The sequence below is a fragment of the Hyphomonas sp. genome, assembly GCF_041398465.1.
Taxonomy (GTDB): Bacteria; Pseudomonadota; Alphaproteobacteria; order Caulobacterales; family Hyphomonadaceae; genus Hyphomonas.
Map to the genome: position 1 here is coordinate 22,711 of NZ_JAWKUS010000004.1, position 15,233 is coordinate 37,943.

Sequence of the window (15,233 nt, forward strand, 5' to 3'; positions counted from 1 at the left end):
CCGCCCCGGAACCTGCTATAGACAGCCCCCATGAACATACCGCCCACCAAGGCCCCGACACTCCTCGAAACCCGTAGCCCGCTCCTGCGCCGGCCGGGCAAGTGGCGTATTTCGAACATCATCGATGGCCGCGCCCTGCGCGTGAAGCTCACTGCCGCGGCGCTCGACAATTTCGGCGACCCGCAGGCCGCCCGGAAAGCTGCGCTGGACCTCCTGCACGGGGCCATGTTTCGCGGCCGCATGATCGCTCAGGAACGCCTGCAGCAGGGCGCCGACGGGCTGGACACTGCGCGCCTCCTCTCCGCCGTACAGGATGAGGTGATCAGCGCCCTCTACGATTTTACCACCACCCACGTGCACCGGGCCCGCAACCCGACGGAGGCCGAGCGCATCGCCATCATGGCGACCGGCGGCTATGGCCGCGGCGTGATGGGGCCGTCCTCCGATACGGACCTCCTGTTCCTGCGTGCCTACAAGGTAAGCCCGCACACCGAGAGCGTGGTCGAATACATGCTCTACGCCCTCTGGGACATGGGCCTGAAAGTCGGCAATGCGTTTCGTACGCCGAGCGACTGCGTGAAGCTGGCGCTGGAAGATGTGACCATCAAGACGAGCCTGTTGGACGCGCGCTATATCTGCGGCGACGAAGCGCTCGCCGAAGACATGCTCACGGCCTTCCATGAAGGGGCGGTGAAGGGGCGTGATGCGCAATTCATTGCCGACAAGCTGGCCGAACGGGATGCGCGCCACTCGCGCCAGGGCGATGCACGCTATGTCGTCGAACCGAACCTGAAAGAGGGCAAGGGCGGCCTGCGCGACCTGCAGACACTCTACTGGATCGCCAAGCAGACCTATGGCGGTCATACGCTGGAAGATGTCATGCAGGCAGGTCCGTTTACGGACCATGAGTATTCGGTTTTTATCCGCGCGGCGCGCTTCCTGTGGACCGTGCGGTGCCACTTGCATTTCGTGACCGGACGGGCAGAAGAACGTCTCAGCTTCGACCTGCAGCCCGAAATCGCAGCCCGCATGGGGTATCGCGACCGGCGCGGGCAGCAGGGCGTGGAGCGCTTCATGAAGCGCTATTTCCTCGTCACCAAAGACGTCGGCGGCCTGACGCGTATTCTCGCGGCAAAACTGGAAGCGGACCAGAAAAAGAAGCCGGAAGGCTTGCGGCGGTTCCTGCCTGCACGCGGCCCGGTGGCGCTGAAAGACGAAGGCTTCATCCTCGATAATGGCCGTATCAATGTCGAAGACGACAAGGCCATGCGGAGCGATCCACTGAACATGCTCCGCCTGTTCATCGTGGCGCGCGATGAAGGCAAGGACATTCACCCGCAGGCGCTGAGCCTGCTGACGCGGGCCCTCCGTGCGCTGAACGAGCGCGTGCGCGAGAAGCCTGAAGCGCAGGCGCTGATCCTTGATGCCATTCTCGGCGGGGACGATCCGGGTCTGATCCTGCGGCGCATGAACGAGGCCGGCCTTCTGGGGCGGGCGATCCCAGAATTCGGCGGTATCGTCGCGCAGACCCAGTTCAATATGTACCACCACTACACGGTGGACGAGCACACCATCCGCGCAGTCGAGGCGATAGCCGAGATGGAGCATGGGCGCGACGAACACCCGATCAAACTGGTCACGGAACTCTTCGGCCTGATCGAAAATCGCCGCGCGCTTTACCTCGCCATGCTGTTGCACGACACGGGCAAGGGGAAGGGCGACCAGCAGATCGCCGGCATGAAGACCGCCCGCAAGGCCTGTGAGCGTCTGGGGTTGTCTGAAGACGAAACCGAACTCGTAGCCTGGCTGGTCGGGCACCACCTCGAAATGAGCGAGACGGCGCAGAAGCGGGATATTTCCGATCCGCGAACCGTGACGAAATTTACTGAAATGGTTGGGTCGCTGGAGCGCTTGCGGCTGCTCTACATTCTCACAATCGCAGACATCAAGGCGGTCGGCCCCGGCGTGTGGAATGCCTGGAAGGGGCAGTTGCTGACGGACCTCTACCACAACACGGCGGCCGCCCTGCGCGGTGGCCGGACGGATGAAGCCGGCGTGCAAGCCGAACTCGAGGCCCGCGCCGAAAGGCGCCAGCAGGAGCTGATGGACCGGCTGGGCACCGTTCCTGCGCTGATGCTGGAAATGGAGACGGCTTACTGGACCGGCTTCGATATTGAAGACCTCGCCTGGCATGCGCAGGCCCTCAATGGGGGTGGGGACCAGGTGCATCACCGGCTGTCTCTGGAAGGCGGGGCGATGGCGCTGTTCGTTTCCGGTGCAGACCGGCCGGGCCTCTTTGCAGACCTTGCCGGAACGCTTGCGCACAATGGCGCGAACATCATCGCGGCACAGGTCTATACGAGCCGCGAGGGCGGCATCATCGACGTGTTCATGCTGCACGACATCCAGGACAAGCCTTTCGGCAAGGATGACCCGGCTCGCCTGCAGCGGTTGGATACGGCGCTGCGCAAGGTGCTCGCCGGTGAACCGGGCGACATGACGGTGCGCGAACGCATGGGCCGGCGGCAGGCTGCCTTCCTGGTGCATCCATCCGTCCAGATCCGCGACGACCTCTCTGCCGATCATACCGTCATCGACATTGCCGGTCGCGACCGGCCGGCGCTGCTCTACGATGTCGCGAATTGCCTTGCCGATGCCGGTGTCTCGATCCACTCGGCGCACGTCGGCTCGTTTGGCGAACGCATGTTCGATGCTTTCTATGTGCAGACAGAAGATGGCCGGAAGCTGGAAGAGAACGCTGCCCTCAAAGAGTCCCTGCGTGAACAGCTTCTCGACGTATTGGGCCGTCATGAACCGGATGCGCCGCACACACCGGCTCGCAAGCTGCGCCGGTCGCGCGCCGTAGACAGTTTCTGAGAACCCCTGCACGACAGGTCGCATGAGCATCGCCCGCAACACCCTCGTGCAATCCTCGCTGACACTGTGCAGCCGCATCCTCGGTTTTGCGCGGGACATCCTGCTGGTGGCGAAGCTCGGCGCCGGGCCGATCAACGATGCCTGGGTCACGGCGCAGCAATTCCCGAACCTGTTCCGCCGCATCTTTGCCGAGGGCGCGTTCGCATCCGCCTTCGTGCCGACCTATGCCCGCACGCTGGAAGCTGAAGGGCCGGAGGCGGCACAGGCCGTGGCGCAGGAGGCGATGCGCGTTCTCTTCGCCTTCACCGCGGCGCTGACCATCCTGGCGCAGATCTTCATGCCCTGGGTGCTGCTGGTCATCCATGGCGGGCAGGCCGACGACCATGTCCACTATAATCTGGCCGTGCTCCTGACACGGATCACCATGCCTTACCTGACCTGTATGGCACTGGCGGCGCTCTTGTCCGGCGTGCTGAATTCCGGTCAGCGTTTCATCCTGTCATCGGGCGTGCCGACCCTGCTGAACCTCTGCCTTATTCCTGCAGCGCTGATTTCGAACGTACCGGAGATTGTGTCGAAAGCCGCCGCCGTCGCGGTGCTGATCGCTGGTGTGCTGCAAGTGTCTCTGCTGTGGTGGGGCGTCCGCCGCCAGAAGGTCCGCCTCAGCCTGATCGGCTGGCCGCGCATCACACCCGCAGTGAGAAAGGTCATGGCGCTTGCCGTGCCGGGCACGATTGCGGCGTCGGGCACGCAGATTAACATCATCGTCAGCCAGTCACTCGCCAGTTTCGAACAGGCGGCCAAGTCGTGGCTCTACACGGCAGACCGGCTTTACCAGCTGCCACTCGGCCTTGTCGGCGTGGCGGTCGGGGTCGCCATCCTGCCGCGCCTCAGCCGCGCCGCGCGCAGTGAGGACCATGCCTCCAGCCAGTCGACGATGGATGAAGGCATCGGCCTCGCCATGGCACTGACCCTTCCAGCGGCCGCCGCTTTGCTGGTCGCGCCGGTCTTCCTGATCGATGCCTTCTTCGTCCGGGGCGCCTTCCTGCAGTCGGATGCACAGGCATCAGGCGGGGCGCTGTTCCACTATGCCTGGGGCGTGCCCGCCTTTGTCCTCATCAAGGTGCTGGCGCCGGCCTATTTCGCGCGGGAAGACACCAAGACGCCGATGCGCTTTGCGCTCACCTCGGTGGTGATCAATATCGTGCTGGGCGCGGGCCTGTTCTTCTGGTTGAGCCGACAGGGCCAGCTGGGCTTTATCGGACTTGCGATCGCGACGTCTGTTGCGGCCTGGGTCAACGCCCTGCTGCTGGCGGCAACGCTGGCAGCGCGTGGCTGGTACAAGCCGGGCCCGGCGCTCGTGTCACGTACGCTGCGCGCCCTCATCGCCAGCGGCCTGATGGCCGGGGCGGTCTGGTTCATGGTGCAGAATTTCCAGTGGCTGCGGGACAATGTGGTCGACTCCCGGGCGCTAGCCGCTGCAATTGTGATCCTTGCAGGAGGCCTGGTCTACGCGATTGCGGCCTTCCTGACCGGCGCGATCCGGCCCCGCGACATCACGCAGGCCTTGCGCCGCTAGGTAAATCGGCTACAGCGCTTGCGCATGACTGACACAAACACCCCCGCCTACACCGGCCCCCAGCGGGTCTTCTCTGGTATCCAGCCGACCGGTAACCTTCACCTCGGCAACTATCTCGGCGCGCTGAAGAAGTTCGTCGACCTCCAGAATGATGGCTGGGACTGTGTCTATGCAGTCGTCGACATGCACGCCATCACCATGCCGGTGGAGAAGGGCGTGCTGGCTGAGCAGACCCGCCAGATCGCGGCGGCCTTTATTGCTTGCGGTATCGACCCCAAGAAATCGATCGTCTACGCCCAGTCTTCCGTGCCGGCCCATGCCGAGCTGGCCTGGGTGTTCAATTGCGTCGCCCGCATGGGATGGGTCGAGCGCATGACCCAGTTCAAGGACAAGGCCGGCAAGGATGCCGAGCGGGCATCCGTCGGCCTCTTCACTTATCCGGTCCTGCAGGCCGCGGATATTCTCGCCTACAAGGCCACCCATGTCCCGGTGGGCGAGGACCAGAAGCAGCACCTCGAACTCAGCCGCGACATCGCCGACCGCTTCAATCGCGAATATGACGTGCCGGGCTTCTTCCCGCTGCCGGAACCGCTGATCAAGGGCCCCGGCGCGCGGATCATGAGCCTCAAGGACGGCACGAAGAAGATGTCGAAGTCCGACCCGTCGGACCTGTCCCGCATCAACCTTGTCGACGATGCCGACCTGATCGCCAAGAAGATCAAGAAGGCGAAGACGGACCTTGAAGGCGACATGCCGTCAGAGCCGAAGGGCCTCGAAGGCCGTCCGGAGGTCGACAACCTCGTCGGCATTTACGCCGCCGTCAGCGGCCTGACGACTGAGCAGGTCCTGGTCGAATTTGGTGGCAAGGGCTTTGGCGTGTTCAAGCCGGCACTTGCAGATGTGATGGTGGCGCATCTTGCGCCGATCACGCAGCGCTATCGCGATATCCTGGCCGACCAGTCCGGTATCGATTCGATCCTGAAGGACGGGGCGGAGCGGGCAGACGCCATCGCAGCGCCGATCATGGAAGAGGTCCGGCGGGCTGTCGGTTACTGGCGGCCCTGACATTTGCCTGACGGGGCAGCGTGCCAATCCGGCACATTGACCCGTCCGGCAACCGGACTACGTCTTGCCTTTCAGTTCTAGAAGGATGTGCCCCATGCTGTTTCGCGCCCTGATTCCCGCCGCCGCCCTGATGCTCGCGGCCTGTTCCGGCCCGGCGGGCGCACCGGCAGGCGAATCCGTGATCGAGGTGAAAGAAGCTTTCATCGTGAAACCGACTGAAGGGCGGGATGTCGCTGCGGGCGGCCTGATGGCCTATGTCACCGGCGCGCCTGCGGAACTGGTTGGCGTCTCCACCGATGCTGCAGACCGGGTGGAACTGCATGCGATGTCGATGGAAGACGGCGTGATGCAGATGCGTCAGGTGGAAAGCTTCACCGCGTCCGAGGGCGAGCCCATCGTGCTGCAGCGGGGCGGTAACCATCTTATGCTGTTCGGCGTCGACCCAGCGATCGCTGTCGGCGACTCTGTCGACCTCTCTCTGGAATTCCGTGATTCGGACGGCACGTCGCAGACTGTTGTGACCAGCGCGGAGATCAAGGGACTCGGCGACTGAGTCGCTTGATCCGACTGCGGACTGCTCCGGTTCGCCTCGAAAACAGTCGTCTCCGGCCCATGTGGCGCAGCATTTGCGTGCACAGGTGTAGGTTGCGGACATTTAACAGTTAATGAGCTGTTAAAATGCCACAATTGAAAGCATAGTGTTGTGAATGCAACACCGCGCCAGAGCCGGGGAAATGTAGAGTATGGCCTTCGACAGCCGTTTGCACGCTGCCTACCTTGAAGAGGGACCAGACCCGAACGAGGTGACAGAAGAAGATCTGCGCGAACTGGATGAGGCAGAGCCGCATCCGATCATGGATTTCTTCCGGGGCGTCTGGCGTCGTACCATCTTCCTTTTCAAACTGAGCTTGTTCCTGGCACTGGTGGGCGCCTATCCGTTCTCCGCGGTCATGTCTCACAAGATCGACGATTCCGACATCGTCTTCGCAGATGGCCAGAAATGGGCCTTCCCGGAATCAGGCATCGCCATCACCAAGATCGCTCGCGAGCTGGAAGGGAAAGGCTGGGCCGCCGACAAGCCGAACTGGCACCCGCAGGCCCGCCTGACAGCCATGCCCGCCTGGCAGGAAGCCACCGCAGAAGGCCTCTCGGAGTTCACTCGCATGGCCGCCGCTGCCGTGCCGGACGAAAATGGCGAGCCTGATGCGGACCTGATCGCCGCGTCCCGCCTGCTGAACGGTATTCCCGGCGAAGACATGCGTCCGCGCCTGACGGCTGCTGCAGAAGCGCTGAACAGGTTCGATTCCCGCGCCAGCCGCGGCCTCGTTAACGTCGCTGACCGCCGGGTGCTGGCGGCTGATGAAGCGCGAATGTTTGCTGGCTGGGCTGAAGCTGACCAGGATGACCTTTCGGTCCAGATCTATCAGGAATCGACTGGCTGGCCGGCATCCAAGCAGGACATCCGCGTCTTCTATGCTGCCAAGGCGCGTGCGCACATCGCGCTGCAAATGATCAAGGCGGCACGCCTGGCCGACCGCGACAGCCTCGCGGATGCCGACACAATGGCCGCCTATGACAAGGCCGAAGCCGCCTGGACGCGCGCTGCCCGCATCCGTCCGCTGGTCGTCTCCAACCAGAAGGGCGATGGCGCCATCATGGCCAACCACCTGGCCAGCCTCGGCTTCTTCCTGCGTGACGCCCAGCGCACCTCGGAAGAGCTTGCCGAACGCCTTGACCAGCCGCTGCCGCCTGCAGAGCCGGAAGGCGAAGACGTCGCCCAGCTCGACCCGGCCATGGCTGGCGCAACGCACTAAGCCAGGCTTCTTAAGCCTTTCGCCCTTGATACGCCTGCCTCTCCGCGCCATCTGTTGCGCAGGTGAAGCTTTAGACAGAAAGGGCAGGCGGCGATGTTCATCCAGACCGAACCGACTCCCAACCCGGACACGATCAAATTCCTGCCGGGACACGAAGTGGCAGGCGATCGCGGCCCGTTCGATTTCCCGGACGTCGCCAGCGCGCGCATCAGCCTGCTGGCCCGCGCCCTGTTCCAGGTCGACGGGGTCGAGCGTGTCTTTCTCGGCAGCGATTTCGTGTCGATCAACAAGGTCGAAGACAAGGACTGGCGGCATGTGAAGCCGATGGTCCTGGCCGCGATCATGGACCACTACATGGCTGGCCTGCCAGTCGTGGAGGATGGCGCGGAGCCTTCCGCTTCCGCCGAAGCTGATGTGACCTACGAAGGCGAAGCCGCCGAGATCGTCGAGGAAATCCGTGAGCTGATCGAGACGCGCGTGCGCCCGGCAGTGGCGCAGGATGGCGGCGATATCATCTTCCACCGTTTCGAGCCCGATACCGGCATTGTGCACCTCTCCATGCGCGGTGCCTGTGCCGGCTGCCCGTCGTCCACAATGACGCTGAAGCAGGGCATCGAGAACATGCTGAAAACCTATGTGCCGGAAGTGACGGCCGTAGAGGCTGTGCTCTAGGCGCGATCTGCCCTCTTGACGGCCCGCGCGAAGACGGGCCGCTTATTCCAATAGCAAAAGGACTGACTCGATGGCCCATCCCGTGAACGACCATGCGCTGGACGTGATTTTCCGCGACGCGCGCTCCTATAATGGCTGGCGCGAGGAAGATGTCCCCGAAGTGCTGATTCGCGCGGTCTATGATCTTGCCAAGCTCGGCCCGACCAGCGCCAACAATTCCCCGGCTCGGTTCGTCTTCATTAGCTCTGAAGAGGGCAAGGCCCGCCTCCTGCCGCTGATGATGGAGGGCAACCGGGAGAAGACGCAGAAAGCTCCGTGGACGGTGATCATCGCCCACGACATGGAATTCCACGAAAAGATCCCCGAGCTCTTCCCCCATATGCCAAGCGCCAAGGACTGGTTCCACCACATCAAGGAAGAGACCGCCTTCCGGAACGGCACGCTGCAAGGCGCCTACCTGATGCTGGCGGCCCGGTCGCTCGGCCTCGATTGCGGCCCGATGTCCGGCTTTGATGCGGCTGGCGTCAACAAGGAGTTCTTCGAAAGCCAGGACGGCGAGATGAAGAACTGGAAGGCCAACTTCATCTGCAATATCGGCCATGGCGACCGCACGACGATCTTCGATCGTTCGCCGCGCCTGCCATTCGACGAGGCCTGCCGCATCCTGTAAGCGGACGAGACGATGCTGGTCCTGGGGCTGAACACCGCTTTTACCGCCATGGAAGTGGCGCTCGTGCGCGATGGCGAGATCCTCGCCGATGCGCGCGAGGTGATGGCGCGTGGCCAGGACAAGCATCTGCCGGGCCTTGTCCAGCGCCTCTTGGACGACGAAGGCGTGACGCTGGATCAGGTGGACCGTATCGCGGTCGTCACCGGCCCCGGCAGCTTCACCGGCATCCGTATCGGCGTCGCCTATGCGCGCGGTTTGGCGCTGGTGACAAAGGCAGATTGTGTCGGCGTAACCAGCCTTGAGGCCGCCGTGCCGTCCGGTATGGAAGGCACGGTCATGGGATGCCTCGCGGGGCAGAAGCGCCCGCCGGACCTGACCTGGTGGGTGCAAGGCGTCAGCCACGGGCAGGGCATTGCCGATGTGCTGGAACTCCGCCTCGAACAATTGCTGCCCATGCTGGAAGGCTTCCACGCGCCGATCTTCATGGACAATGCCGATGCGCTGGGAGACCTGAAAGACAGACTGGACCTGCGCCCGCTGGTGCCGTCCGCAATCACGGCCGCCATCAAGGGTGGTCAGTTCGATCCGGCAGAACATCCTCCGTCCCCGGTCTATGCGCGCGAGCCTGACGCAACCCTGCCAGAGCCGCGCAAGTGACCCACCCGGTGCTCGTCCTGCGTGCGGAAGATGCGGGGCGCATGAGCCAGCTGCACATGCGCAGCTTCGATGACCCGTGGAGCGCTGTCTCGTTCCGTGGCCTGCTGCTGGACAACTCCATCCTGACGCTGGGCATAGAACTGGAGGGCCAACTCGTGGCCTTCGCCATGGCGCAGACGATCGCAGGCGAAAGTGACATCCTGACGGTCGCAACCGACCCGGACCAGCGCCGAAAAGGCCTCGCCGCCACGCTGATCCGCGCGCTCATCGACCGGCTGGGAGAGCGGGGCGTTTCCCGCATCACGCTGGACGTCGCTGAAGACAATGCGCCGGCCCGCGCGCTCTACCGCAGCTTCGGCTTTGCCGAGGATGGCCGCCGCCCGCGTTACTATACAGCCGGGCGCGATGTGCCGGTGGATGCGATCCTGATGTCCTGCAAGATGAGCCTATGATCCCCACGCAGAAGTGATCGCTTCACCCTATCCAAATTCTCCCGCCACGTTACCATCCCCGCAGCAGCAGGAGGACGTACAATGGCAGACGATATCAAACCGGCAATCATCCCTCAGGGCGTATTCGACCTCTACGACCAGTATTGCCACGGACACCTGTCGCGGCGCGGCTTTTTCGAGGGGCTGGGCAAGTATGCGGTAGGCGGACTAAGCGTCGCGTCGCTCGCCGCCTGTGTCATGCCGGACTATTCGAAACAGCAGACTTCGGAAGCTGACGGCGAACTCGATGCCGAAATGGTCACGTATGCCTCTCCTGACGGCGCAGGCGAGATGGCGGGCTACCTCGTGCGCCCCGCAGGCGGCGCCGTTCTGCCCGGCGTTCTGGTCGTGCATGAGAACCGGGGCCTCAACCCCCACATCAAGGATGTGGCCCGCCGGGCTGCCAAGGCAGGTTATGTCGCCTTCGCGCCGGATGCGCTCTATCCGCTTGGCGGCTATCCCGGCAATGACGATGACGGCCGCACCATGCAGGCGCAGCGTGACAGCGGGAAAATGCTGGCCGATTTCATGGCGGGCGCGGAATTCCTGCGAGACCATGACGCGACCAATGGCAAGGTAGGCATCACCGGTTTCTGCTTCGGCGGGGCCATCACCAATCTGATGGCGGTGAAGCAGCCTTGGCTCTCCTGTTCCGTGCCGTTCTATGGCGGCTGGCCGACCGTGGACGATGCTGCGAAACTGGAAGTGCCGCTTCAGATCCACCTCGCCGGGCTGGATGACCGGGTAAATGCCGGATGGCCAACCTATCAGGATGCGCTCAATGCCGCGGGCAAGCCGTACGAAGTGTACCTCTATGAAGGCGTGAATCACGGGTTCCACAACGACACGACATCCCGCTATGACGAGGCCGCAGCGACGCTTGCCTGGAGCCGGACGCTCGATTTCTTTGCAAAACACCTGACCTGACCGCCTTTGGTCCGGGGAGGGATGGACTCATCTCTCAAACTGAGAAATGTTCCCTCTATGTTCAAGGAGTGGGCGTCCCATTTTGAAACACCGATCGGCCGGTGCGGTCTTGCCTGGACAGAGGCAGGCATTACCGGCGTGCAGCTGCCGGAAGCTGATCTGAAGCAGACGGTGGCGCGCATCACACGTCACGGCGCCGAACTGGTGAAGGAGGCGGATGTGCCGCCTGAGATCGCCGAAGTCATCGCGGCGCTGAAGGCTTTCCTCTCCGGAGAGGAAACCGATTTTGACGGCCTGCGGCTGGACATGGAGCGGCATTCCCCGTTCGAACGGGCCGCTTATGACGCGCTGCGCAAGGTCGGCTGGGGCAAGACGGTCACCTATGGCGAACTGGCTGAAACCATTGGCCGGCCGAATGGCGCCCAGGCGATTGGTATGGCCATGGGCCGCAACTCCTGGCCGGTGATCGTGCCGTGCCACCGGGTGCTCGGTGCCAATGGGTGGCTGGGCGGCTTCTCCGCGCCCGGCGGTATGCTGACCAAGAAGGCGCTGCTCGCCCGCGAAGGGGTCTATCCGGATGGCGGTCAGTTGAAACTGTTCGAGTGATGATCAGATGACCAGGGCGCCGCTTGAAATTCGGAACAGAGACGCCCGGCGTCTCTGGCTGCATGCGCAGGGCCTGTCGGCGACGCCGACCGGGCCGCTGGACCTTGCCGCCCTGATCCGCGATCTCGGCTTCGTCCAGCTCGATTCGATCCGCGTCGTCTCGCGGGCGCATCACCACATTCTCTGGTCGCGCAACCAGAACTACCGCGAGCCCATGCTCGACAAGCTGATGCGGAAAGAACGCGGCGTGTTCGAACACTTCACGCACGACGCCTCCGTGATCCCGATGGAGTTCTATCCCAACTGGCGGCGCCAGTTCCGCCGGCTGGAAGAGAAAGTCCGCGGCTGGGAATGGCATCGCGGCATGCTGGACGAGGATGGCCGGGCCGGCATTGTCGACCGCATCCGGCAGGAGGGCCCGCTTTGCACCAAGGCATTCGACACAAGGATCGAAGGCCCGCGCGAAATGTGGAAACGCCCGCCCCACAAGCTGGCGCTCGATTACATGTGGTACGCCGGAGACCTCTCGACCTCGCACAGGGAGAATTTCACCAAATTCTACGACCTCACCGAGCGGGTGATTCCCGGTCATCACCGGGACGATGAACCACCCGAGCACGAACAGGTCGACTGGCTCTGCCGCGAGGCGCTCTCTCGCATTGCTTTCGGCTCGGAAGGGGACATCCAGCGCTTCTGGGACGCGGCAGACCTCGCCGAGGTGAAGGATTGGGCCAGCCGCCAGACACGCCTGGTACCGGTGCGGATCGAAGGCGCCGACGGCAAATGGACGAGCGCGCTTGCGCCGGAAGACATCGAAACCCGGCTGGAGGCCGCCCCGGCGCCGACGTCGCGCCTGCGCATCCTGAACCCGTTCGACCCCGTGATCCGCGACCGGGCGCGGCTGCAGCGCCTGTTCGGCTTTGACTACCGGATCGAGATCTTCGTCCCGGCGGCGAAACGCCAATGGGGCTATTACGTCTATCCGCTGCTGGAAGGGGACCGGATGGTCGGCCGGATCGAGGTGAAGGCCGACCGGGCGGCCGGAACGCTCACCCTGGAACGGATCTGGCCTGAGCCCGGCATCGCCTGGACCGGGGCCCGGGAAGCCCGGCTGGACGCAGAACTCTCGCGCTTTGCCCGGTTGGCCGGAGTTGACAGCGTTGTCCGTAACCAACATCTGAATCTGGACTTACCGTCGCGCTAGGGGCAAATACGTATCATGGACCGACTCGAAAAACTCTGCGTTGAGAAGGGACTCCGCATGACGGAGCCCCGGCGCGTGATCGCACGTGTGCTCTCGACCGCGACGGATCACCCCGACGCTGAAGAACTGCACCGCCGGGCCAATGCCCAGGATGCCTCCATCTCGCTGGCCACGGTCTACCGCACCGTGAAACTGTTCGAGGATGCCGGGATCATCCAGGCTCACGATTTCCGAGACGGCCGCGCCCGCTATGAGGAAATGCCGGACGAACACCACGATCACCTGATCAACGTGCGCACCGGCGAGGTCGTCGAATTCCATTCCGAGGAAATCGAGGAGCTTCAGGAGCTGATCGCCAAGAAGCTCGGCTTCCGTCTGATCGATCACCGGCTCGAACTCTATGGCGTGCCGCTCAAGGATGGCGACAAGGACTGACGCCCGCTCTGCCAGGGCAGTCCTGTTCAACTCACGTAAATCATTGATGGCGCATGCTGTGATCCGTCCTGGTCATGGTTTAGTCCGGCGTGATCCGCCGTAGTGATGCCGTAATCCGGGCCTAACCCTGCCCGGAGGATTGCAACACCGTCATGTTTCTAGCCTGGCTGCTCACCTTCACGCTGGCCACCGGATCGGGCCCGATGAACTCCGCGCTGCAGGCGACGGAAGCCCCGCCCACGCTGCGCGCGGCCTTCACGGTAGAGCTGCAATCGTCCCACGCCCGGCGCGTCTACCGCTTCGACCCGCGCAAGAAGGGCCGGGACCGCTGGACCGCGCTGACCTGGGAAGGCGAGGATGAGGAACTCGACAATGTGGCCGCCGAATGGGCCAACGAGGCTGCCCCGGACGGGCGCCTGTTCCCGGACGATCTGCGCGCCAGTCTTGGGCCCCAGGTCGCCGTGGACGACAAGGGCGCCGCCTGGAAAGTCTCGTTCCATCACCGCCCTTCCAGCAATGACGGGGAATTCGACGTGTGGGCCGCCCAGCGCCTTGCCGCAACGGCCTGGCTGGACCCTGTAGGTGAGCGTTTCCTGCGCATCGACTACACGCTGCCGCAGCCGGTGTCCGGCCCTGAAGGCGGCACGCTGACCCGCTACGACCAGTCCTATTTCATCCGGACAGAGCCACGCTGGGGCATGAGCTATGTCTCCGGCTTTTCCATAGACCTGCAGGCCCGCGCGGCGTTCCGCACGATCGACCGGCGCTATTCGGCCAACATCGTGAAGGCGGAGTTCTTCTTCGCCAGCAATGAAGCCCAGCAGGAATTTGAATCCGCCCAGCTGATACAGTAGCCGCTTTGGCCTCCGGGCGGGTGCGCGCTAGACTGGGCCCATGACGATTCACATGGTGAAACTCAGTGTCGGCTCCGAGGATGTCGATGACATCGCGAGATGGCAGGCCCGCTACCTGAAAACCTCACCCAATCCAGCGCACTACACCCGAATGTTCCCAAAACGCGCAGAGGAAATCCTGCGCGGCGGGTCGATCTACTGGGTCGTGAAAGGCGCCATCCGCGTGCGCCAGCGTATCGTCGATATCCGGCAGGAAAAGGATTCCGAGGGAAGGGACATGTGCGCCCTGATCTTCGATCCGGAACTGGTGCGTACTTATGCGCAGGCCAAGCGCCCTTTCCAGGGCTGGCGCTACCTGAAGCCGGAGGATGCCCCGCGTGACCTGAAATCGGGCGAGGCGGCCCTTGATATCCCGCCGGATCTCGACACCGCGCTCAAGAATGCGGGTGTCTGGTAGGCCTCAGGGCGCGATTTCAGCCGCGGCGGCGCGGGCTTCCCGGCGGGCGGAGAAGTGCGTCTCGAACGCCACGACGAGGCAGGCGAGGATGATAATTGTGGCGCCGCCATAGAGGCGGATGCCCGGAATTTCCTGAAAGAAGACATAGCCGAACAGGGACGACCAGATCAGGCCCGTATATTCAAACGGGGCCAGCGTCTGCGCCCTGGCCCGGGCATAGGCGAATGTCATGAAGGACCAGATGCCGACAGCGGCGACGGCGGCGCCACCCAGGGGCGGCCAGGCATTCATCTCCGGGAGAATGCCCACGAAAGGCAGGAACGGGATCAGGAACAGCGCTGGCAACACATTCATGAAAGTCACCAGCGTCAGCGCGTCCTCTTCTTTCGTTCGCAAACGCAACAGGACGATGTTCAACGCATAGCCGACGGCGGAGACCAGCATCGCCGCAATCCCGTAAGCGCGCGTGCCGGCTGCCGGGGCACTTGCCGGTTCTCCCGAAATGGCGATGGCGGCGCCGACAAATCCGACCAATGACGCGCCGACCGTGATCGGGCTCATCCGTTCGCCCAAAAGGACCCGTGCTATGGGTGCGATCATCAGCGCGGCGGTGAAGCCCATCACAACGGCCTCAGCGAGCGTGATCTGCGTGAGGGCGTAGAAAAAGGTGAGCGACGAGATCACCTGGGCTATCGATCGCAGCGTGTGGAAGCGGATTGCCTTCCAGCCGGGTATCGGGCGTCGCGCCGCCACGAACAGGGTCACCATGATCGCGGAGGCCAGAATATAGCGCCAGGCCGTTGCGGTGATGACGCCCGTGCCGCCCAGCGTGACACCTTTCATCGTGGCGTCGAGCGTACAGCCGCAAAGAACCGCAAGGCAGACAAGGATAATGGGATGGGGCAGACGCATGGCCGCGAGCCTT

Annotated in this window: 16 protein-coding genes; 15 read left to right on the forward strand and 1 reads right to left on the reverse strand. The window is 63.5% G+C overall.

The annotated features are described in order from the left end of the window. The first annotated feature begins 30 nt into the window (after nucleotides 1–30). The 15 genes from R3C98_RS13030 to R3C98_RS13100 all read left to right on the forward strand — a co-directional run bounded on the left by R3C98_RS13030 (nucleotide 31) and on the right by R3C98_RS13100 (nucleotide 14,308). The gene (locus R3C98_RS13030; protein WP_371314513.1) at nucleotides 31–2,877 is read left to right on the forward strand and encodes a [protein-PII] uridylyltransferase; all 2,847 of its coding nucleotides are present in this window, start codon (nucleotides 31–33) and stop codon (nucleotides 2,875–2,877) included. Between the two features lie 22 nt (nucleotides 2,878–2,899). Beyond that, nucleotides 2,900–4,456 carry a murein biosynthesis integral membrane protein MurJ gene (gene murJ / locus R3C98_RS13035; RefSeq protein ID WP_371314514.1) on the forward strand — a complete coding sequence of 519 codons (1,557 nt, stop codon included), beginning with the start codon at nucleotides 2,900–2,902 and terminating at the stop codon, nucleotides 4,454–4,456. Nucleotides 4,457–4,480: 24 nt separating this feature from the next. Then, nucleotides 4,481–5,521 carry a tryptophan--tRNA ligase gene (trpS, locus tag R3C98_RS13040; RefSeq protein ID WP_371314515.1) on the forward strand — a complete coding sequence of 347 codons (1,041 nt, stop codon included), beginning with the start codon at nucleotides 4,481–4,483 and terminating at the stop codon, nucleotides 5,519–5,521. A 94-nt stretch (nucleotides 5,522–5,615) separates the two neighbouring features. Further along, nucleotides 5,616–6,074: a copper chaperone PCu(A)C gene (locus tag R3C98_RS13045; protein ID WP_371314516.1), complete on the forward strand. Its 459-nt coding sequence runs from the start codon at nucleotides 5,616–5,618 to the stop codon at nucleotides 6,072–6,074. A gap of 190 nt (nucleotides 6,075–6,264) precedes the next feature. Next, nucleotides 6,265–7,335, forward strand: coding sequence for a hypothetical protein (locus R3C98_RS13050; protein ID WP_371314517.1), 1,071 nt, complete (start codon nucleotides 6,265–6,267; stop codon nucleotides 7,333–7,335). A 93-nt stretch (nucleotides 7,336–7,428) separates the two neighbouring features. Further along, nucleotides 7,429–8,007: a NifU family protein gene (locus R3C98_RS13055; protein ID WP_371314518.1), complete on the forward strand. Its 579-nt coding sequence runs from the start codon at nucleotides 7,429–7,431 to the stop codon at nucleotides 8,005–8,007. A gap of 70 nt (nucleotides 8,008–8,077) precedes the next feature. Then, nucleotides 8,078–8,677, forward strand: coding sequence for a malonic semialdehyde reductase (locus R3C98_RS13060; RefSeq protein WP_371314519.1), 600 nt, complete (start codon nucleotides 8,078–8,080; stop codon nucleotides 8,675–8,677). A 12-nt stretch (nucleotides 8,678–8,689) separates the two neighbouring features. Then, entirely contained in the window at nucleotides 8,690–9,334 is a 645-nt protein-coding gene (tsaB, locus tag R3C98_RS13065) for a tRNA (adenosine(37)-N6)-threonylcarbamoyltransferase complex dimerization subunit type 1 TsaB (RefSeq protein WP_371314520.1), read from the forward strand. Beyond that, nucleotides 9,331–9,786: a ribosomal protein S18-alanine N-acetyltransferase gene (gene rimI / locus R3C98_RS13070; protein ID WP_371314521.1), complete on the forward strand. Its 456-nt coding sequence runs from the start codon at nucleotides 9,331–9,333 to the stop codon at nucleotides 9,784–9,786. The genes tsaB and rimI overlap by 4 nt, the downstream gene beginning before the upstream one ends. 81 nt (nucleotides 9,787–9,867) lie before the next feature. After that, complete coding sequence (locus R3C98_RS13075; protein WP_371314522.1) at nucleotides 9,868–10,752, forward strand: dienelactone hydrolase family protein; 885 nt, start codon at nucleotides 9,868–9,870, stop codon at nucleotides 10,750–10,752. A gap of 57 nt (nucleotides 10,753–10,809) precedes the next feature. Further along, complete coding sequence (locus R3C98_RS13080) at nucleotides 10,810–11,358, forward strand: methylated-DNA--[protein]-cysteine S-methyltransferase (protein ID WP_371314523.1); 549 nt, start codon at nucleotides 10,810–10,812, stop codon at nucleotides 11,356–11,358. 7 nt (nucleotides 11,359–11,365) lie between these two features. Further along, nucleotides 11,366–12,562, forward strand: coding sequence for a winged helix-turn-helix domain-containing protein (locus tag R3C98_RS13085; protein WP_371314524.1), 1,197 nt, complete (start codon nucleotides 11,366–11,368; stop codon nucleotides 12,560–12,562). A gap of 15 nt (nucleotides 12,563–12,577) precedes the next feature. Continuing rightward, entirely contained in the window at nucleotides 12,578–12,997 is a 420-nt protein-coding gene (locus tag R3C98_RS13090; RefSeq protein WP_371314525.1) for a Fur family transcriptional regulator, read from the forward strand. A gap of 152 nt (nucleotides 12,998–13,149) precedes the next feature. Further along, the gene (locus R3C98_RS13095; RefSeq protein WP_371314526.1) at nucleotides 13,150–13,851 is read left to right on the forward strand and encodes a hypothetical protein; all 702 of its coding nucleotides are present in this window, start codon (nucleotides 13,150–13,152) and stop codon (nucleotides 13,849–13,851) included. Between the two features lie 52 nt (nucleotides 13,852–13,903). Further along, on the forward strand, nucleotides 13,904–14,308 hold the full coding sequence (locus tag R3C98_RS13100) for a DUF1489 family protein (RefSeq protein ID WP_371314527.1): 405 nt from the start codon (nucleotides 13,904–13,906) through the stop codon (nucleotides 14,306–14,308). A gap of 3 nt (nucleotides 14,309–14,311) precedes the next feature. On the opposite strand, the gene R3C98_RS13105 is transcribed toward R3C98_RS13100, so the two are convergent. After that, on the reverse strand, nucleotides 14,312–15,220 hold the full coding sequence (locus tag R3C98_RS13105) for a DMT family transporter (RefSeq protein WP_371314528.1): 909 nt from the start codon (nucleotides 15,218–15,220) through the stop codon (nucleotides 14,312–14,314). Nucleotides 15,221–15,233 lie beyond the last annotated feature (13 nt).

What these genes read in the sequence shown, in the direction of transcription:
- R3C98_RS13045 (WP_371314516.1), top strand. Translation starts at nt 5,616, where the DNA reads ATGCTGTTTCGCGCCCTGATTCCCGCCGCCGCCCTGATGCTCGCGGCC.
- R3C98_RS13085 (WP_371314524.1), top strand. Translation starts at nt 11,366, where the DNA reads ATGACCAGGGCGCCGCTTGAAATTCGGAACAGAGACGCCCGGCGTCTC.
- trpS (WP_371314515.1), top strand. Translation starts at nt 4,481, where the DNA reads ATGACTGACACAAACACCCCCGCCTACACCGGCCCCCAGCGGGTCTTC.
- R3C98_RS13030 (WP_371314513.1), top strand. Translation starts at nt 31, where the DNA reads ATGAACATACCGCCCACCAAGGCCCCGACACTCCTCGAAACCCGTAGC.
- R3C98_RS13100 (WP_371314527.1), top strand. Translation starts at nt 13,904, where the DNA reads ATGGTGAAACTCAGTGTCGGCTCCGAGGATGTCGATGACATCGCGAGA.
- tsaB (WP_371314520.1), top strand. Translation starts at nt 8,690, where the DNA reads ATGCTGGTCCTGGGGCTGAACACCGCTTTTACCGCCATGGAAGTGGCG.
- R3C98_RS13055 (WP_371314518.1), top strand. Translation starts at nt 7,429, where the DNA reads ATGTTCATCCAGACCGAACCGACTCCCAACCCGGACACGATCAAATTC.
- R3C98_RS13050 (WP_371314517.1), top strand. Translation starts at nt 6,265, where the DNA reads ATGGCCTTCGACAGCCGTTTGCACGCTGCCTACCTTGAAGAGGGACCA.
- R3C98_RS13095 (WP_371314526.1), top strand. Translation starts at nt 13,150, where the DNA reads ATGTTTCTAGCCTGGCTGCTCACCTTCACGCTGGCCACCGGATCGGGC.
- R3C98_RS13075 (WP_371314522.1), top strand. Translation starts at nt 9,868, where the DNA reads ATGGCAGACGATATCAAACCGGCAATCATCCCTCAGGGCGTATTCGAC.
- R3C98_RS13105 (WP_371314528.1), bottom strand. Translation starts at nt 15,220, where the DNA reads ATGCGTCTGCCCCATCCCATTATCCTTGTCTGCCTTGCGGTTCTTTGC.
- R3C98_RS13080 (WP_371314523.1), top strand. Translation starts at nt 10,810, where the DNA reads ATGTTCAAGGAGTGGGCGTCCCATTTTGAAACACCGATCGGCCGGTGC.
- murJ (WP_371314514.1), top strand. Translation starts at nt 2,900, where the DNA reads ATGAGCATCGCCCGCAACACCCTCGTGCAATCCTCGCTGACACTGTGC.
- R3C98_RS13090 (WP_371314525.1), top strand. Translation starts at nt 12,578, where the DNA reads ATGGACCGACTCGAAAAACTCTGCGTTGAGAAGGGACTCCGCATGACG.
- R3C98_RS13060 (WP_371314519.1), top strand. Translation starts at nt 8,078, where the DNA reads ATGGCCCATCCCGTGAACGACCATGCGCTGGACGTGATTTTCCGCGAC.